An 18,614-nucleotide genomic window follows, 5' to 3' on the forward strand; every position below is an offset into this window, starting at 1 on the left:
TCCCTCCCCCGGGATCACCCCAGGCGCACCGGCAGCGACGCGACGCTGTTGCCGACAAAACTGGCGTCACGGGGAAGCTCCTGCTCGGGCACGGCGAGGTCGAGCCCGGGGAAGCGCGTGAACAGCCGCTCCAGCGCGATGGTGGCCTCCATCCGGGCCAGCGGCGCGCCCAGGCAGTAGTGCGCGCCGTGCCCGAGCGAGAGGTTGCGCACGGCGTCGGGCCGGGAGGGGCGGGTGACGTCGAACCGGTCGGCGTCCGGCCCGTGCGCGGCCGGGTCACGTCCGGCCGCGGAGTACCCGGCGAGGACGGGCGTGCCAGCGGGGATGAGGGTGCCGTCCACGGTGAGGTCGCGCACCGGATACCGGAACGGGAAGTAGCTGACGGGAGCGTCCCAGCGCAGCGTCTCGTCGACCACGTCCGCCCAGCCGGCCTTCCCCGCCGCGACGAGAGCCCGCTGCCCGGGGTGACCGCACAGGGCCCGTACGGCGTTGGTGATCAGGTTGAGCGTGGTCTCGTGACCGGCGATGATCATCAGCATCATGGTGCCGATCAGTTCCTCGTGGCCGAGCCGGTCGCCGTCCTCGGCGCGCGCGGCGATCAGGGCGCTTGTGAGGTCGTCGCCCGGCCGCTCGGCCTTCGCGGCGGCGATCGCCACGAGAGTGCCGACGAGTTCGCGGTTGGCCGCCACCGCCTCGGCGGGCCCGATGTCGGTGGCCACCACCTGATTGCTCAGCTCATGCAGGCGGTGCCTGAACTCGGCCTCGACGCCGAGGAGTTCGCAGATCACACCCATCGGCAGCGGAAGTGCGAAATACTCTCGCAGGTCCACCACCCCGTCGCCCGCGTCCGCGGCCCGTTCCAGGCCGTCGAGCAGTGATGCGGTCAGCTCCTCGACGCGAGGCCGCAGTTCCTCGACCCGCCGGGGCGTGAACGCCCGGCTGACCAGCGACCGCAGTCTGCGGTGGTCGTCGCCGTCGGCGGTGGTCATGCCCTTCACGACCGCGAAGGTCGCCAGCGGCCACCCCTCGGGAATACGCCCCTCGCGCAGTGCGGTGAAGTGCGTCACGTCCTTGGCGACGTCCGGGTGCTGAAGGAACTCCCTGAGCGCCTCGTGCCCGAGTACGGCCATCGCGCCGACGTCCTGGGGCAGCAGCACCGGTGCCACCGCGCCACTGGCCAGCAACCGTGCGTTGTCGGCGTGCGGGCAGCCGCCGGCGGGGTCGAGGCGGTGCGGCGGGGTGGGCGTCGAGGTCTCCAACGGAGTTTCTCCTGACGGAAGTTCGGCTGGACGCGACCTCACCGATGGTAGGTGCGGCACCGGCCGGGGAACAGAGGTGGTACTCTGCCAAGAGCACCTGTGCACGCCCCACTGTGGGCGCCGGTGCCGGTTCCACTTCTTCACGACTGTCCACCCGGCGAAACTTTCCCGACCGGGGCACGACAGCTTCATCGCACCACCGCCACGTCTCTGACGTTCTCTGGCGTCCGGGGTGCTGTTCCCGCCGCCCGGAGGCTCGCGTATCCGCCTCCCTCACCCGCGGCTCATTTCTCCCCCTTCCTCATGCCTCCTCATGTCTTCCGTCCGTGAAAGGACCGCCGATGACCGCCACCACACTCGAACACCCTCCCGCGCGGCAGCAGCCCGCCGCGTCCCGGCCCGTCACCGGGGTCCTGGACATCGACGCCGACGGAAAGGGGCATCTGCGCGCCACGAGCTGCCTGCCGTCCCCCTCCGACCTCCAGGTGTCCCCCGCGCTGATCCGCCGTCACGGCCTGCGCCGGGGCGACCTGGTCGAAGGCGTCCGCGGAGCGCAGCGCTCCCTGTCCGAGGTCGTCCGCGTGGGCGGCCGCAACCCCGCGGATGCCCGCGACCGCGCCCACTTCCGGGATCTCACCCCGCTGCACCCCAGCGAGCGGATCCGGCTCGAGCACCCGGCGTCGGGCCTGGCCGGGCGCGTCATCGACCTGTTCGCGCCGGTCGGCAAGGGCCAGCGCGGGCTGATCGTGGCCCCGCCGAAGACCGGCAAGACCGTGCTGATCCAGCAGCTCGCGGCGGCCGTCGCCGGCAACCACCCCGAGTGCCGGCTGATGGTGGTGCTGCTGGACGAGCGCCCCGAGGAGGTCACCGACATGCGGCGCTCCGTGCGCGGCGAGGTGTACGCCTCGACCTTCGACCAGGCTCCCGGGCGGCACATCGCGCTCGCGGAGCTGGTGATCGAACGGGCCAAGCGGCTCGTCGAGGACGGCGAGGACGTGGTGATCCTCCTCGACTCACTCACCCGGCTGTGCCGGGCCCACAACAACGCGGCAGCCTCCGGCGGGCGCACCCTGAGCGGCGGCGTCGACGCGGCGTCGCTGCTGGGGCCCAAGCGGTTCTTCGGCGCGGCGCGCCACACCGAGGAGGGCGGTTCGCTCACCGTGCTCGCCACCGCCCTGGTGGACACCGGCTCCCGCGCCGACGGCTACTTCTTCGAGGAGCTCAAGAGCACCGGCAACATGGAGCTGCGGCTCGACCGGGAGCTCGCCGCCCGCCGGGTGTTTCCGGCCGTGGAGCTTGCCTCGTCCGGCACCCGCCGGGAGGAACTGCTCCTGCCCCCGGCCGAGTTGACGGCCGAACGCGGTCTGCGCCGGGCCCTGCTGTCCCGGGACGGCGGCCCGGCCAACCTGGAGACCCTGCTGACGCGCCTGCGGGAGACCCCTGACAACGCGGCCTTCCTGCGTCGCGTCCAGCCGACCCTGCCGGCCGGCTGACAGGCGTGCGGCATCCGGGTTGCTCACGGGGCCCGTCCGGCCCTGGCAGCACGATGTAAGGCGGGACGGTTCCTACGTTGATCATATGACTATCGGATTCTCTTCCCGGGTGGCTGTGTCGACCTGCGCCCTCGGTCTGGCGGGCGTCCTCGCGCTCACACCCGCCGCGGCCGCCTCCCGCAGCGGAACGACGGTGCCCCAGCCGTCGGTCCTCTACCGGTCCGGGACGCAGGTCAGACCGCACCCCGGGGCGCCCGGGGTCCCGGACGTCTCGGCGCTGTCCTGGCTGGTCGCCGACGCCGGCAGCGGTGACGTGCTGGGCGCGAGCGACGCGCACCGCAGGCTGCCCCCCGCCAGCACCCTCAAGACACTCTTCGCCCTCACCGTGCTGCCGGTCCTGCCCGGCGCCGTCCGGCACACCGTGCGGCAGGAGGAACTGAAGGAGGTGGGCGAGGGCAGCAGCCTGGTCGGGGTCGTCGAAGGGCAGACGTACCAGGTCGCCGACCTGTGGCGCGGGGTGTTCCTCAGCTCGGGCAACGACGCCGTGCACGTACTCGCCTCGCTCTACGGCGGCTGGCAGCGCACCGCGGCCGGAATGCAGGCCAAGGCCCGCACCCTGGGCGCCCTGGACACCCATGTCGTCTCGCCCGACGGCTACGACGCGCCCGGCCAGGTGTCCTCGGCCTACGACCTCGCGGTCTTCGGCCGGGCCGGGCTGCACAACCCGGACTTCGCCCGCTACTGCGCCACCGTCGACGCGCAGTTCCCGGACGGCCCGGGGTCGTTCGCCATCGAGAACACCAACCGGCTGCTCACCGGCGAGGACGGCGTGACGCGTTACCCGGGCCTCATCGGCATCAAGAACGGCTACACCACCAACGCCGGGAACACTCTCGTCGCGGCCGCCCGCCGGGGCGGCCGCACGCTCATCGTCACCGTGATGAACCCTCAGGCGGACGGCGGGCTGACCGTGTACGAGGAGGCGCGCGAGCTGCTCGACTGGGGATTCGCGGCCTCCGGCAGGGTCGACGCGGTCGGCTCGCTGGACGGGCTGCGGCCGAAGCCCGCCCCGCCGGTGGCCGCGGCCGCGCCCTCGGCCCCTGAGGACGACACCGACTGGGCCGCCACCGGGGTCATCGCCGGTGCCGCCGGACTGGGTGCCGGGGCACTGGCACTGGTGCTGCGGGTCAAGAACGGCCGGACCGTGCGCGGCTGACCGGTCGGCAGACCCAGCAGCAGGACCAGGGTGATCCAGGTATAGGCGTTGCTTCCGAGGAATCCGCCGACGCCGGACGCGTCGTCGAACCACAGCCACACCACGCTGGTGCACAGCACCGCGTACAGGGCGCCCGCGACCCGCGGGTGCCCGGACCGGACGAGAACGGCGAAGGACGGCAGCAGCCACACCAGGTGGTGCACCCAGGTGATCGGGCTGACCAGACAGGCCGCGAGGCCGGTCAGCGCGAAGGCCGCCGTCCAGTTCCCCGCCCGCACCGCCCGGCGCGCCCGCCACGCCCACACGCACAGCACGAGCAGGACCGCCGTCGCCCAGACCCCTCGGCCCGGTTCACCGAGGCGGGCCAGTACGCCCTGCACCGACTGGTTCGAGACGTAGTCGAGGCGGCCGACCCGTCCGGTCTCCCACAGCGCCTCGGTCCAGTAGAAGCGTGAGGCCGCCGGGTCCACCAGGGCCGCGAGGCAGGTAGCGGCCAGGGCCACGGCGGTGGCCACGGCCGCGGCCCGCCAGCGGCGGCCGAGCAGCAGCAGCCCGATGAACAGGGCCGGAGTGAGTTTGATCGCCGCGGCCAGACCGATCCCGACGCCCGCCCAGCGGTCCCGTCCGGCCGCCGGCAGTACCCCGTCCACCAGCACCAGGGACAGCAGCAGCAGATTGACCTGGCCGAAGCTGAAGGTGTCCCGCAGCGGTTCGAAGAGGGCGAGCCCGCAGACGGCCAGCGACCAGCCGTACCAGCCGTACCGCCGCCACCCCGACCCGGCCAGGACACGCAGAACGACGGCCAGCGCGGCCAGGTTGAGCAGCACGGAGGCGACGATCGCGGTCCGCAGCCCGATGAGAGCCATCGGCACCATGGCGAGCGCGGCGAACGGCGGATAGGTGAAGCCGTAGGACGTTCCGGGGACCTGGTAGTCGTAGACACGGCCGTCGTGGTGAACCCAGGTGTTCACGGCGCCGTAGTAGACGCGCAGGTCGAACCAGTCGCGCAGCAGCGGCACGGTCGCGGTGAAGACGGTGACCGCGGCGCCGACGGCGCCGACGAGGAACAGTCGGCCGCGGTCGGTCCGGGGCCAGGTCATGCCGTCCCTCCGAGCGCCGGGGCCTGAGCGGCCTGGTGGGCCTGCCACAGCACGACCACCGCGAGCATCCCGCCGGAGACGGCGAGCATCAGCTGGCCGGTGTCCGCCGGTCCGCCGCTGGGCAGGACGGCCAGCGCGAGCACTCCGGCGAGCGCCGCCGCCCGCTGCCGTACCGTCGTGCTGAGCGCGGCGGGCGCTATCAGGAACAGGCCCCACAGCAGGTACCAGGGGCGGATCGCCGGGCCGAAGGCGGCCACCGTCAGCAGGCTCAGCCCCAGCGCGTACACCGGCCGCAGGCGCAGCCGCACCCAGATGAACAGGACGGCCACGGCGGTGGCGGCGAGGCCGAACAGATGCCAGGCGGGCACGGCCAGCGGTGCCAGGTCGCTGCCGAGGTGTTCGAGCAGTGCGCCGGTGGCCCGGCCCAGCAGGCTGGTGAGCGCCCAGTTCTGCGGTGAGACCGGGGTGTCCAGGGCGCCGATCCAGCCGTAGCCGGTACCGGCCACGGCCGTCGCGGCGATCGTCGTGGCCCCGGCCGCGGCGGTGGTCACCGCCACCGACCGCACGGAGCTCCGGCCCCCGCGCGCCTGGACGACCACGATCGCGAGCAGACCGAGGGCGGCGGGCGCCTTGACCAGAGCGGCCAGTGTGACGAGTACGGCGCCCAGGGCGGGCCGCCCGCCCAGCGCCGCGACCAGGCCGAGGCCGAGCAGCCCCAGCATCATCGCGTCGTTGTGGGCGCCCGCGACCAGGTGCAGCAGGACCAGCGGGTTGAGGGCGCCCAGCCACAGGGCGGCGGCCGGGTCGGCGCCGCTGTGCCGGGCCAGCCGGGGCAGCGCGACGGCCATCAGGGCCACGCCGAGCAGGGCGATCAGCCGCATCCCGATGAGCCCGGCGTGCAGCTCGCCGCGGGTCACACCGGACAGGGCGGAGGCCACGGCCAGGAACGCCGGGCCGTACGGCGCCCCCGTGTCGCGCCACACGGGGGCGACCTCGTCGGCCGAGGGACCGCCGAGCCACGCCGGACCGTGCGTGTACACGTCCATGTGCGCGTCGACCATGGCGCCCTGCGCGAGGTAGCTGTACACGTCCCGGCTGAACAGCGGGGGCGCGAGCAGCAGGGGTGCCGCCCAGACGGCCAGTACCAGCAGCAGGGCACGTGGGGTGGGCGGCTCGGCGCCGCGGACCAGGCGTCCCAGCAGCGCCCAGGCCGCTATCAGCAGTACGACACCGAAGTACACCCCGACCAGACCGAGGGCCGCGCGCACCGAGGCGGGGGCCAGGAGGTCACGGACCGGCAGGGCTCCGGCGGCCTCGCCGCCCAGAGCCAGGCAGGCGGTTCCGGCCAGGCCGAGTACCTGGCAGCGGCGTAGATCGACGGGAAATGCCATGGCCAACACCGGGCAAGCGTGTCAACGCCGTATGGCGGGACGGCGACGTGCCGCCCTCCGGTGAGCGGCCTGGGCATGACCGGCGTGTGGCCCGGACGGCGCTGCTCGCCGTTCAGAACACCGACAGCCCGGTCAGTGTCGTGAACCGGTCCAGAGCTGCCACGCCCGCCACGGAGTTGCCGTGCTCGTCGAGCCCCGGGCTCCACACGCACAGGGCGCACCGGCCGGGTACGACCGCGATGATGCCGCCGCCCACCCCGCTCTTGCCGGGCAGTCCCACCCGGTAGGCGAACTCGCCGGCCGCGTCGTACGTCCCGCAGGTCAGCATCACCGCGTTGATCTGCTTGGCCTGGCTGCGGGAGAGCAGCCGGGTGCCGTCGGCGCGGATGCCGTGCCGGGCCAGGAAGGCGGTGGCCAGCGCGAGATCGGCGCAGGAGGCGGCGACCGAGCACTGCCGGAAGTACTGGTCGAGGAGGACGGGCACCGGATTGTCGATGTTGTGGTAGGACGCCATGAAGTGGCCGAGTGCCGCGTTGCGGTCGCCGTGCGCGGTCTCGGAGGCGGCGATCTCCGCGTCGAAGTCCAGCGCGGGGTTGCCGCTCTCGGTACGCAGGAACGCCAACAGCTCTCCGGCCGCGTCTCCGGTACGTGTGTGGAGCCGGTCGGTGACGACGAGGGCGCCCGCGTTGATGAACGGGTTGCGCGGGATGCCGTTCTCGTACTCCAGCTGGACCAGGGAGTTGAACGGGTTGCCTGACGGCTCGCGGCCCACGTGTTCCCAGAGTTCGTCGCCCTCGCGGGCCAGGTCCAGGGCGAGGGTGAAGACCTTGGTGACGGACTGCGTCGAGAACGGCTCCCGCCAGTCCCCCACCCCGTACACCGTGCCGTCCGGTTCGGCCACGGCCATGCCGAAGCTGCGCGGGTCGCGGGCGGCGAGCGCCGGTATGTAGTCGGCGGGGCGGCCGCGACCGGGGGTCCGGTCGATCTCCTCGGCGATGCGCTCCAGGACCGGCAGGAAGGTGTGGGACGTGGGGGACGTGGAGGAAGCAGACGTCGCTGTCATGATCACCATTGTCCCTCCGGGCCGGTCCTCACGCGTCGGGGCAGGTCAGGCGGTGCGTGCCCCGCTGCCCGCCACGACCTCGGGACGCAGCAGGTCGGCGAGCGTCTCGGCGGGCAACAGGCCCTTCTCCAGGACGAGTTCCGCCACACCCCGGCCGGTGACGAGGGCCTCCTTGGCGATGTCGGTGGCCGCCGTGTAGCCGATGTACGGGTTGAGGGCGGTGACCAGGCCGATGGAGTTCTCGACGGTGGCGCGCAGCACCTCGGTGTTGGCGGTGATCCCGTCCACGCAGCGCTCGGCGAGCGTGACGCAGGCGCTGCGCAGATGGGTGATGCTCTCCGAGAGGGAGTGCAGGATGAGCGGCTCGAAGGCGTTGAGCTGGAGCTGTCCGGCCTCGGCGGCCATGGTGATGGCGACGTCGTTGCCGATCACCTCGAAGGCGACCTGGTTGACGACCTCGGGGATCACCGGGTTCACCTTGCCCGGCATGATGCTCGAACCGGCCTGCACCGGCGGCAGGTTGATCTCGCCCAGACCGGCGCGCGGGCCGGAGGAGAGCAGCCTGAGGTCGTTGCAGCTCTTGGAGAGCTTCACGGCGATCCGCTTGAGCACACCGGACATCTGGACGAACGCCCCGCAGTCCTGGGTGGCCTCGACCAGGTTGGCCGCGGTGACCAGCGGCAGCCCGGTGATGCCGGAGAGGTGGCGGCGGGCGGCCTCGGCGTATCCGGCGGGGGCGTTGAGTCCGGTGCCGATGGCCGTGGCCCCGAGGTTGATCTCGTGGATCAGCTCGACCGCTTCGGCCAGGCGGCTGCGGTCCTCGTCGAGCATGACGGCGTACGCCGAGAACTCCTGCCCGAGCGTCATCGGCACCGCGTCCTGGAGCTGGGTGCGCCCCATCTTCAGCACGTCCCGGAACTCGACCGCCTTGCCGGCGAATGAGTCCTGCAACCGGGCCATCGCCCTGAGCAGCCCGTGTACCGCGAAGACCGTCGCGACCTTGACCGCGGTCGGGTAGACGTCGTTGGTGGACTGGCCGAGGTTGACGTCCTCGTTGGGGTGCAGGTGCTGGTACTGCCCCTTCTCGTGCCCCATCAGCTCCAGCGCCCGGTTGGCCACGACCTCGTTCGCGTTCATGTTGGTCGAGGTCCCGGCGCCGCCCTGGATGACGTCCACCACGAACTGGTCGTGCAGCTTCCCGGACCGTATCTCACGGCAGGCAGTGACGATCGCGGTCGCCTTCTCCGGTGTCAGCAGCCCGAGTTCCTCGTTGGCGAGCGCGGCGGCCTCCTTCACGGCGGCCAGGGCGTCGATCAGGTGGGGGTAGGCGGAGATGGGCGTACCGGTGATGGGGAAGTTCTCGGTCGCGCGCAGGGTGTGGATGCCCCAGTAGGCGTCACCGGGGACGTCACGGTGTCCGAGCAGGTCGTGTTCGTTTCGGGTGACGGTGGGCATGGGGGTGCGGTCCTCTTTCGGTGGAAGGGGGAGTTTCGACGGGCGGAGCCGGGTCGACCGGCCGCGTCGCCCGCCGGGTCACGCGCAGGCGGCCGGCGGTTCCGGGTCCAGGGCGTGCACCGGTCGTACGTGGCCGACCGGCCGCCCGCCGCCGAGCAGGGATTCGCCGGCGAACTCGGTGAGGAGCGCGGGGTCGACCCCGGCGCGGGCGAGAGCCGCCGCGGCGACGGGGACGCGGGCGCGGTTGGCTCCATCGGCGATCTTGACGGCGACGGCGCGGCCGTCCGGGAGGGCGGCGACCTGGACGCCCTCGAAGCCGTCCTTGGCGAGCAGGCCGGGCACCGCCCGCATGAGGGCGGCCACGTCACGGCCGGAGCCGGAGGCCAGCTCGGCGTGGTCGCGCATGGCGTCGGCGACGCGGGCCTCGGGGGTGCCGGGCGCGGCGCTGGTGATGCGGGCGGCCGCACGGGCCAGGCCGTGCAGGGAGACGGCGAACAGGGGGGCGCCGCAGCCGTCGGTCGTCACCTGTGCGACGCGCTGTCCGGTGAGGTCCTCGACGGTCTCCGCGATCGCCCGCTGAAGGGGGTGGCCCGGGTCGAGGTAGTCGTCCAGGGACCAGCCGTTGAGCTTGGCGGTCCAGAGCATCGCCGCGTGCTTGCCGGAGCAGTTCTGGGCGAGCCGGGAGGGCCCCCGTCCGGCGCACACCCAGGCGTCGCGGACCTCGGGGCCGTAGGGCATGTCGGGGACGTTGCGCAGGTCGCCCTCGGTGAGGCCGCCGAGTTCGAGGATCCGCCGGGCTCCCGCGAGGTGGCGCTCCTCCCCGGAGTGGCTCGCGGCCGCCAGGGACAGCAGTTCGCCGTCGAGCGGCAGACCGGCCCGCAGCATGGCCACGGCCTGGACCGGCTTCAGGGCCGAGCGGGGGTAGAAGGCGGCCTCGGTGTCGCCGAGCTGGAAGCCGACCGTGCCGTCGGCGCCGAGAACGACCACGGAGCCGTAGTGGATGCCTTCGACCACCCCGCCGCGTATGAGGTGGGCGACGGGGGCGTGGTGTGGTTCGCGGATGCGGGGGGCGTCCGCGGTGGGGGTGCTGTGCGTCACTGGCTGGATCCCGGGTGGGTGCGCGCGGAGCGCACGATGTCGGTCAGGGTCGTCTCGACGCGGTCGAGGTGGTGGGTCATCGCCTGGGCCGCGTCGTGTTCGGAACCGTCGATCAGCGCCTCCACGATGGCTCGGTGCTCCCGGTTGGACTGCTCGCGGCGGCCGCCCAGTTCGTTGAGGAAGGCCGACTGGCGGGCGAGCGCGTCGCGGATCTCCTCGATGACCCGGCGGAACACCGGGTTCTGGGCGGCTTCGGCGACGACGAGGTGGAAGACGGTGTCCATCGCGACCCAGGCGGTGGTGTCCGTCTCCCGTTCCATCCGGTCGAGCAGGTGGGCCAGCTGGTCCAGGTTCTCGGGGGTGCGGCGCAGGGCCGCGTACCCGGCGACCGGGATCTCCACGTGGCGGCGCACCTCCAGCAGGTCGCTGGCCGCGTAGTCGCCGAAGGTGGGGTCCTCGACGGCGGTCGCCACCACGAAGGTGCCCTTGCCGGTCCTGGAGACGGTCAGCCCCATCGTCTGGAGGGCGCGCAGCGCCTCGCGGAGCACCGGGCGGGACACCTCCAGGGTGCGGCAGAGCTCGGCCTCTGAGGGCAGCTTGTCCCCCACGGCGTACTCACCGCGCTCGATGGCGCCCCGGAGGTGGGCGAGCACGGCCTCCATGGCGCTGACGCGCCGCGGCGCAGCTGTCTGGCTGTCTGACAGGTTCACGGTGCGATGGTCCGGGTGGGTGACGGGTGATGTCAAGCCCGCCGGGTCGAAAGCCGACGGGCGCGAAGCCCCCAGGAGGACTTCGCGCCCGTCGGACGGGGCCGGACCGGGCCGGTCAGCTGTCGATGGCTCCGCCCGCGAGCAGGCCGAACAGCGCGAGGCCGACGACGATGCGGTAGATCACGAACGCGTTGAAGGAGTGCTTGGCGACGAACTTCAGCAGCCAGGAGATGGAGGCGTAGGCGACGACGAAGGAGACGACCGTGCCGACGACCAGCGGGGCGGCGCCGACCCCCGCGCCGAGCGCGTCCTTCAGCTCGTACAGACCGGCGCCGGTCAGGGCCGGAATGCCGAGGAAGAAGGACAGGCGGGTGGCGGCGACACGGTCCAGGTCGAGGATGAGCGCGGTGGACATGGTGGCGCCGGAGCGGGAGAAGCCGGGGAAGAGCAGCGCGAGGATCTGCGAGGAGCCGACCAGCATCGCGTCCTTGAACGAGGTGTCGTCCTCGCCGCGCTTGTGCCGGCCCATCTGGTCGGCCGCCCACATGACACCGCTGCCGAGGATCAGTGAGCCCGCGACCACCCAGAGGGAGGCGAGCGGCCCGTCGATCAGCGGCTTGGCGGCCAGTCCGACCACGACGATCGGGATCGTGGCGTAGATCACCCACCAGGCGAACTTGTAGTCGTGGTGGTAGCGCTCCTCACGGTTGGCCAGGCCACGGCCCCAGGCGGAGACGATGCGCACGATGTCCTTGAAGAAGTACACGAGGACGGCGGCGATGGCGCCGACCTGGATCACCGCCGAGAAGCCGACGACGGACTTGTCGTCGACTTGGATCCCCATGAGGCCCTCGGTGATCTTGAGGTGACCGGTGGAGGACACGGGCAGGAATTCGGTCACCCCCTCGACGACACCGAGGACGACGGCCTGACCGACGGAGATGGCACTCATGGAATCCAGTTCTGAGGAGATGGTCTGGGTGGGTCGACAGCGCTTGGGGCAGTCCTACTACACGCGGGTGTGCGCCGCGCTCACGCCCACAGCGCTCCGGCGGCCCGCAGTCCGGTGAAGGCGGCGCCGAGCCCCGTGGCACTCGCGACGGCTTGGCGGCAGCGTAGAGCCCCGCACCCGCCCCGGTCAGCCTCAGGGCCCCGTGGGTGGCGCCGATCGCGGCTCCGAGAACGACCCCGCAGCCGGCTCACAACGACTTCTTACCCTTCGTCTCACCCTTCGGGCCCGTTTCGTCCGGGTGGTCGCGGCGGGCACCAGGTTACCGCCGGGCGGCGGGGGTCATGTCGCGGCGGGCGGCTCGCACACCGCGACCCCGCGTTCCCGAATGCTCCCGAGGATCAGGTGTCCGTCGGCCTCGCAGACGCTCGTGACCATGCGAAAGGCGGAGCGGCGGCGGGTGAGGTGGTGGACCGTCCGGCCCTCGTCGTCCATGGCCAGCACGCCGATCCTGCCCGTCGGCCGGTACGGGGCACGCACCGCGGCGCGGGCCGCGACCCGGCGCACCGCCGGCGGGGTGCGGTGCAGCAGGTCCAGCGGGGGGACGCGCGGCCCGGCCAGGGCCACCCAGACCGGGCCGTCCTTCCGGTCGCGCCAGAGGTTGTCGGGCATGCCGGGGAGGTCCTCGGCGAAGGGGTCGGCACGGCCCGCGCGCGGGCCGGTGAGCCAGTAGCGGGTGAGGCGGCACGCGCCGGTCTCGGCAACGAGCAGAAAGGACTCGTCGGCCGCGGGTGCGAGACCGTTGGCGAACTGGAGCTCCTCCAGAAGCACTTCGGGGGCACCACCGCCGGGGGGCAGCCGCAGCAGTCGCCCGGTGCCGGTGTGTTCGACGACCTCGCCGATCCAGTGGGCGAGAGGGTGACGACGGCTGGACACGGTGAAGCAGACGCTGCCGTCGGAGAGGGCGACCGCGTTGCTGCAGAAGCGCAGCGGCTCCCCCGCGACCGAGTCGGCGAGGACGCGGACCACACCGTCGTCGAGCCCGATCCGGAGCAGTCCGCGTTCCGCGTCGCAGACCAACAGGTCGCCGTCCGGGAGGAGTTCGAGTCCGAGCGGTCGGCCGCCGGTCTCGGCGAGCGTCTCGACGCGGGCCGCGGCCGGGTCCGTGAGCCCGCTCAGCCGCAGGATGCGGCCGTCGTCCACGCCGGTGAGGACCCGGCCCCGGCCGTCGGCCACCACGTCCTCGGGTCCTCGGCCGCCGATGGCGATGTGGTGACGCGGGACGAGTGCGGTGGGACGGTCCATGTGCCTGCCCATGTGTCTGCCCTTCACGGTGGGGGGTTCATCCTCGCAGCCGGGCGCCCTCACCGGACGGTGTCTGCCGGAACTCCTCGCCTCCGTGCCGCGACACCGGTCAGGATCGGAGAAGCGGCACCGGGGCCCCCGGCCCTAGCGTGGAACCACCGACGAACCCGTCGGCCCACCGACCTCCGGGAGTGAGTGCACATGACCGCCGGCCTCCAGACGATCATCTACCCCGTCAAGGACCTCGACCGGGCCAAGGCCCTGTTCTCCGCCCTCCTGGAGGTGGAGCCGTACGCGGACGAGCCCTACTACGTCGGCTTCAAGGACGCCGGACAGGACGTGGGGCTCGACCCGCACGGGCACGCCCAGGGCATGACCGGGCCGGTGCCGTACTGGCACGTCTCGGACGTGCGCGCCCGGCTCGCGGCGCTGCTGGCCGCGGGCGCCGAACTGCTCCAGGACGTGCGGGACGTCGGCGGCGGCAAGCTGATCGCCTCGGTGAAGGACCCCGACGGCAACATCGTGGGGCTGACCCAGGACCCGCGCTAGCACCAGCACCACTCACCAGCGCCAGCACTAGTTGCATACTCAACAATCACCCGTATCGATGTTACGGTGCGGGTATGGCAGTCAACACGGCCGAAACCCGGCTGGAGGCGCGCTGGCGGGAGATCCTCTCGGTGCACGCGCGCACGCTGTGCGAGATAGACCGGGCGCTGCACCCGCACGGCCTGGGCGCGAGCGACTTCGAGGTGCTCGACATCCTGGCCGCCGAGGCGCCGCGCGAGGGCGACCAGTGCCGGGTACAGAACCTCGCGGGACGGATCCACCTCAGCCAGAGCGCGCTGTCCAGGCTGATCGCGCGCCTGGAGAAGGACGGCCTGGTGAAGCGTTCCGCCTGCGCGGAGGACCGCCGCGGGGTCTGGGTCGCGCTCACCGGCAGGGGCCGTGAGTTGCACTCCGAGGTGCGACCGCTCCAGCGGGCGGTACTCGCCCGCATGCTGGAGGCCTCCGCCGCACCGCACCCGGCGGAGAGCCACCCCTCACCCGCGTGAACCGCCTCCACCCCGCGCGGTCCCTGCACCTGACACCTGAATGCGGAAGTGCCGCGAACCGCCGCCCCCCACAGGACCGATCCCGTACCGGATACCGCCGGCCGGGTGGCGTCGGCGGGACCGGAGGTGGTGCGGAAGCAGACCACCGTGAGCCGTGCCTCGTACGCCCCCACGAAGTCATCACTCGACGTGACTGCCCGCGGGTAGCTGTGGGCACGGAAGGTGACGGTGAGCCACAGGAGAGTAGGAAGCATGTCGGTCGAGACCGGTACGGCGCCCGCGGCGGGCGCCGAGGAGCGGGAACAGCAGAGCCTCGGTACCGCCGCGGCACGGAATCTGAGTACGACGACCAAGTCCGCGCCCCAGATGCGGGAGATCAGCTCACGGTGGCTGACGCGGGTGCTGCCGTGGGTGAACGTGCCGGGCGGTACCTATCGCGTCAACCGTCGGCTGTCGTACCGGCTCGGTGACGGCCGGGTGACGTTCGTCCGCACGGGCGCGCGGGTCGGGGTCGTCCCGGCGGAGCTGGGAGAACTGCCACTGCTGCGCGGCTTCGCGGACGAGAACGCACTGGGCGCGCTGGCGGCGCGGTTCCACCAGCGGGAGTACGCCGCCGGGCAGGTCATCGCGGCCGCGGGCCGGCCTGCGGACCATGTCTACCTCATCGCGCACGGCAAGGTGGAGCGGATCGGCGCGGGTCGGTACGGCGACGAGGCGGTGCTCGGCCTGTTGTCCGACGGCGAGGTCCTGGGCGGCCAGGTGCTGGCCGGTGCCGACTGCCTCTGGGAGTTCACGGCCCGCGCGGCGACGGCCACGGTCGTGCTCGCGCTGCCGTACGCGGCGTATCTGGAGGTGGCGGAGCGGTACGACGCCCTGCGGGCGCATGTGCGGAGCGCCTCCTCGCAGGAGCACCGGGCGGTCAACGCCTGCGGCGAGGCCGAGGTCGCGGTCACCTCGGGCCATGTGGGCGAGCCGGACGTCCCCGGGACGTTCGTGGACTACGAAGCAGGCCCGCGTGAGTACGAGTTGAGCGTCGCGCAGACCGTACTGCGGGTGCACACCCGGGTGGCCGACCTCTACAGCAGTCCGATGGACCAGACCGAACAGCAACTCCGGCTGACCGTGCAGGTGCTGCGGGAGCGGCAGGAGCACGAGCTGGTCAACAACCGGGACTTCGGCCTGCTGCACAACGCGGACTTCGACCAGCGGATCTCCACGCACTCGGGTCCGCCGACCCCGGACGACCTGGACGAGCTGCTGAGCCTGCGGCGCGAGACGAGCTTCCTGTTCGCGCACCCACGGGCGATCGCCGCGTTCGGCCGGGAGTGCAACAAGCGGGGCCTGTACTTCGGCAGTGTCGAGGTGAACGGCCACCGGCTGCCCTCCTGGCGCGGAGTGCCGCTGCTGCCGTGCGGCAAGATCCCGGTGAGCGGTGCCCGTACGTCGTCGATCATCGCGATGCGTACCGGGGAGGACGACCAGGGTGTGATCGGCCTGCACCGGACAGGTCTCGCGGACGAGGTCGAACCGGGCCTGAGCGTCCGCTTCATGGGCGTGGGTGAGCAGGCGGTGAGCTCCTATCTGGTGAGCGCCTACTACTCGGCGGCGGTCCTGGTGCCGGACGCGCTGGGCATCCTGGAGAACGTGGAGGTCTCGCGCCGCGACGCGGGCTGAGCGGGGCGCCGGGGCGCGGGACCCCGGCGGGCGTTCCCGGGCGTTTGACGGCCTGTCCGACGTCGGTGGTCTCGACGCCGTCGACGCCGAGACCACCGACGTCGCGGGCGATGAACCGGTAGAGGTACGCCAGGTCACGCGTCCACACCGCGACATGCATGTCGGAGGTGCCGGTGGTGGCGAACACGCCGTGAGTCGCCGGATGGTCGTCCGGGGGCGACCCGCAGCATCAGGTTCGCGTCGATGTCCAGGCAGACCCGGCGCCGGCCGTGGTGACGACCGGGCACCCGCCCATCGTCAACCGGCAGCCGTGGGCGGCCGCCGAGGCGGGCCGGTCGCCGGCGGTGCTGCCGAGGGTGGCCGCCGTCCGCAATCACGGCCCCGCGAGCCGCTAGATCGCCGACACCGCCGCCGGACGCCTCGACGGTTTCCGGGAGTCCGGCCGCGACGCGGACGGTAAGCCCTGGACGGCTTCCTCCGAGAGTTCCCACGCCGCGGCCGCCGGGCTGTACGACATGCCGCTCGACGCGCTCCGGGACCGGTGAGCGCCGTATGCCCGCACCGCGCCGGACCGGGGTTCAGTCGCCCAGGAGTTCCGCGAACCGCTGTGCGCTGATGTTGCCGCCGGACAGCACGATGCCGATCCTGCGCGGAGCCGGGTCGAGGGCGGTGCGGTGGGACAGCAGAGCGGCGAGGGCGGTCGCGCCGCTGGGCTCGACCACGGTCTTCAGGCGCTCGAAGGCGAACCGCATCGCGTCACGGATCTGGTCGTCGCTGACCAGGGCGATTCCGTCCACCAGCCGCCGGTTGACAGAGAAGGTGAGTTCGCCGGGGATGTCGGCGGCCTGGCCGTCGGCGATGGTGCGCGGCACCGGGATGGAGACGCGCCGGCCCGCTTCGAGGGAGCGCTTGGTGTCGTCACCCTCCTCGGGCTCGACCCCGATGACACGGATGCCCGGTTGCAGCCCCTTGGCGGCGACGGCGCTGCCCGCGATCAGCCCGCCGCCCCCCACCGGCACGACCAGGGTGTCCAACTCCCCTACTTCCTCAAGGAGTTCAAGGGCTGCCGTGCCCTGCCCCGCGATGACGTGCGGGTGCTCGTACGGCGGCACCAGCGCCAGCCCGCGTTCCGCCGCGAGGGCCTCGCCCATCGCGGTCCGGTTGCCGGTGTAGCGGTCGTAGGTGACGATCTCCGCGCCGTACCCGGCGGTCGCCTCCAGCTTGGAGCGGGGCGTGTCCTCCGGCATCAGGATGACGGCGGTGGTGCCCAGCTCCCGGGCGGCCAGCGCGACGGCCTGCGCGTGGTTGCCGGAGGAGTAGGCGGCGACGCCCCTGGCCAGCTGCTCCGCGGACAGCCGGGACACGGCGTTGTACGCGCCACGGAACTTGAACGCGCCGATCCGCTGGAGGTTCTCGCACTTGACGAAGACCTGCGCGCCGACGAGTTCGTCCAGGGTGCGGGAGCGCAGCACGGGCGTGCGGTGGGCCACTCCCTTGATCTGCGCGGCGGCGTCCTGGATGTCCTGCAGAGTGACGGGCTGGGCGTCGGACATTGCTCGTGGTCCCTTCGGTGGTGCGGAGATCGGTGGCGCGGTGACGTATCTGGAATTATTGTCCAACATCTATAGCTCATGTCCAGGGCACTCCTTGCCCCCGGCAGGCCGGGCGCCAAGAAGACTCCAAGCCTCCGCCAAGAGGTCACCCCGACAATCCGTTGCCGCGGCGGCTCGCCGTACCGGAAGCGCCGTGCGTGCTCTCCGCGTCGACCACGACCCGAAAGCAGTACGTCATGACCTCATCCCCCGGCGATCAGCAGCCGGAGGCCTCCGCCGACGCGCTGGAGCCGACCGGCGCCGGCCTGCCGACGCGCCTTCCGCGCCGCACGCCGGGCCCGTCGGCGATCACCGAGGCAGGTCGGGCCACGCGCGACCCCGTCGCGTCCCGGCCGGGTTCCCCGGTCACGTCCCGGGCACCGGACGAGCCCGAGGCCGTACCGCCGATGTCCGCGGCGGCCGCCGATTTCGTGGCGCTCACCACCGAGCCACCACGGCCGCCGGAGCCGAGCGGCCCCGGTTTCCCCGCGCCGACCGGCGAACCGGTGCGGCCACCCCGGCGCGGACCGTCGGACCGTGCCCGGTGGGTCGCGGCCGGGACAGTGGTCGCCCTGCTGACCGGCGGGACGCTGCTGGTGCTGGGCACCGGCGGTACGCACTACTCCACGCCGGACACACGGACGGCGGCGGGCACACCGGGCATGACCGACTCGGCCCCACCGTCACCCGAGACCTCCGCCCCCGCGTCGGCGACTCCGTCGGCGTCGGCGACCCCGACGGTCACGCGCCCGGCCTCCGGGCCACCCGCACCGAGCGCTTCCGCCAGGGGCGCGGCGACCGGCCCGGGCGACCACCGGGCTTCGCCCTCGGCGTCACCCGCGAAGCCGGTCGCGGCCGTCACGGGCACACTCATCCGGGGTGCGGGCTCGGGTCGTTGCATCGAGGCGGCCGGCAGCGGAGAGGCCGCCCGCACTCCCCTGCGCCTCGGGAACTGCGACAACTCGGCCGCCCAGAAGTGGGCCCCGGGCGAGGGGGGTTCGCTGCGGGCGCTGGGCAAGTGCATGGCGGTCGAGGGCGGTTCGTCGCAGGACGGCGCGGCGATCGTGCTGGTCGGCTGTGACGGCGGCGGAGCGCAGCGGTTCCGTCTCAACGCGGCCCACGACCTGGTCAGCACCCAGGCGGACAAGTGCGTGGACGTGAAGGACGTGGGCACCGCGAACGGCACTCCTCTTCAGCTGTGGACCTGCACCGGCGGCGACAACCAGAAGTGGAGCGGCGGCTGACCGACGCGGG

At 72.6% G+C, this 18,614-nt stretch carries 15 protein-coding genes and 1 pseudogene; 6 read left to right on the plus strand and 10 right to left on the minus strand.

The features are described 5' to 3' along the window. Positions 1-14: 14 nt before the first annotated feature. Positions 15-1,259 carry a cytochrome P450 gene (locus ACIPK3_RS28540; protein ID WP_402574198.1) on the minus strand — a complete coding sequence of 415 codons (1,245 nt, stop codon included), beginning with the start codon at positions 1,257-1,259 and terminating at the stop codon, positions 15-17. Positions 1,260-1,600: 341 nt separating this feature from the next. On the opposite strand from ACIPK3_RS28540, the gene rho reads away from it, so the two are divergent. Then, complete coding sequence (gene rho, locus ACIPK3_RS28545; RefSeq protein WP_402574200.1) at positions 1,601-2,752, plus strand: transcription termination factor Rho; 1,152 nt, start codon at positions 1,601-1,603, stop codon at positions 2,750-2,752. An 85-nt stretch (positions 2,753-2,837) separates the two neighbouring features. Next, positions 2,838-3,689, plus strand: a pseudogene (locus ACIPK3_RS28550) (D-alanyl-D-alanine carboxypeptidase family protein); the annotation flags it as partial. 11 nt (positions 3,690-3,700) lie between these two features. Here ACIPK3_RS28550 and ACIPK3_RS28555 read toward each other — a convergent pair. The 8 genes from ACIPK3_RS28555 to ACIPK3_RS28590 all read right to left on the minus strand — a co-directional run bounded on the left by ACIPK3_RS28555 (position 3,701) and on the right by ACIPK3_RS28590 (position 13,039). Continuing rightward, positions 3,701-5,068, minus strand: coding sequence for a glycosyltransferase 87 family protein (locus ACIPK3_RS28555; protein ID WP_402574201.1), 1,368 nt, complete (start codon positions 5,066-5,068; stop codon positions 3,701-3,703). Then, positions 5,065-6,459: a polyprenol phosphomannose-dependent alpha 1,6 mannosyltransferase MptB gene (gene mptB / locus ACIPK3_RS28560; RefSeq protein WP_402574202.1), complete on the minus strand. Its 1,395-nt coding sequence runs from the start codon at positions 6,457-6,459 to the stop codon at positions 5,065-5,067. Before mptB ends, ACIPK3_RS28555 begins: the two co-directional genes overlap by 4 nt. A gap of 112 nt (positions 6,460-6,571) precedes the next feature. Next, entirely contained in the window at positions 6,572-7,531 is a 960-nt protein-coding gene (locus ACIPK3_RS28565) for a glutaminase (protein ID WP_402574204.1), read from the minus strand. 36 nt (positions 7,532-7,567) lie between these two features. After that, a complete protein-coding gene (aspA, locus tag ACIPK3_RS28570) occupies positions 7,568-8,977 on the minus strand; it encodes an aspartate ammonia-lyase (protein WP_402574206.1) in 1,410 nt (469 codons plus the stop codon). A gap of 78 nt (positions 8,978-9,055) precedes the next feature. Continuing rightward, entirely contained in the window at positions 9,056-10,075 is a 1,020-nt protein-coding gene (locus ACIPK3_RS28575; RefSeq protein WP_402574208.1) for an asparaginase, read from the minus strand. Further along, positions 10,072-10,737 (minus strand): FadR/GntR family transcriptional regulator, encoded by a 666-nt coding sequence (locus ACIPK3_RS28580; protein WP_402574364.1) that lies wholly within the window; start codon positions 10,735-10,737, stop codon positions 10,072-10,074. Before ACIPK3_RS28580 ends, ACIPK3_RS28575 begins: the two co-directional genes overlap by 4 nt. 163 nt (positions 10,738-10,900) lie before the next feature. Then, entirely contained in the window at positions 10,901-11,737 is an 837-nt protein-coding gene (locus ACIPK3_RS28585; RefSeq protein WP_402574210.1) for an undecaprenyl-diphosphate phosphatase, read from the minus strand. 339 nt (positions 11,738-12,076) lie between these two features. Next, positions 12,077-13,039: an SMP-30/gluconolactonase/LRE family protein gene (locus ACIPK3_RS28590; protein WP_402574366.1), complete on the minus strand. Its 963-nt coding sequence runs from the start codon at positions 13,037-13,039 to the stop codon at positions 12,077-12,079. Between the two features lie 201 nt (positions 13,040-13,240). On the opposite strand from ACIPK3_RS28590, the gene ACIPK3_RS28595 reads away from it, so the two are divergent. The 3 genes from ACIPK3_RS28595 to ACIPK3_RS28605 all read left to right on the plus strand — a co-directional run bounded on the left by ACIPK3_RS28595 (position 13,241) and on the right by ACIPK3_RS28605 (position 15,768). After that, positions 13,241-13,588, plus strand: a complete 348-nt coding sequence (locus ACIPK3_RS28595; RefSeq protein WP_402574212.1) for a VOC family protein — start codon at positions 13,241-13,243, stop codon at positions 13,586-13,588. A gap of 74 nt (positions 13,589-13,662) precedes the next feature. Then, positions 13,663-14,094: a MarR family winged helix-turn-helix transcriptional regulator gene (locus ACIPK3_RS28600; RefSeq protein WP_402574213.1), complete on the plus strand. Its 432-nt coding sequence runs from the start codon at positions 13,663-13,665 to the stop codon at positions 14,092-14,094. A gap of 252 nt (positions 14,095-14,346) precedes the next feature. Then, positions 14,347-15,768: a family 2B encapsulin nanocompartment shell protein gene (locus ACIPK3_RS28605; RefSeq protein WP_402574215.1), complete on the plus strand. Its 1,422-nt coding sequence runs from the start codon at positions 14,347-14,349 to the stop codon at positions 15,766-15,768. Between the two features lie 578 nt (positions 15,769-16,346). On the opposite strand, the gene ACIPK3_RS28610 is transcribed toward ACIPK3_RS28605, so the two are convergent. Continuing rightward, the gene (locus ACIPK3_RS28610; RefSeq protein WP_402574217.1) at positions 16,347-17,321 is read right to left on the minus strand and encodes a threo-3-hydroxy-L-aspartate ammonia-lyase; all 975 of its coding nucleotides are present in this window, start codon (positions 17,319-17,321) and stop codon (positions 16,347-16,349) included. Positions 17,322-17,557: 236 nt separating this feature from the next. Between ACIPK3_RS28610 and ACIPK3_RS28615 the strand changes: the two genes are divergently transcribed. Beyond that, positions 17,558-18,604: a ricin-type beta-trefoil lectin domain protein gene (locus tag ACIPK3_RS28615; protein ID WP_402574218.1), complete on the plus strand. Its 1,047-nt coding sequence runs from the start codon at positions 17,558-17,560 to the stop codon at positions 18,602-18,604. Positions 18,605-18,614: the final 10 nt, after the last annotated feature.

Source organism: Streptomyces sp. NPDC086787, from assembly GCF_044745865.1.
Lineage (GTDB): Bacteria > Actinomycetota > Actinomycetes > Streptomycetales > Streptomycetaceae > Streptomyces.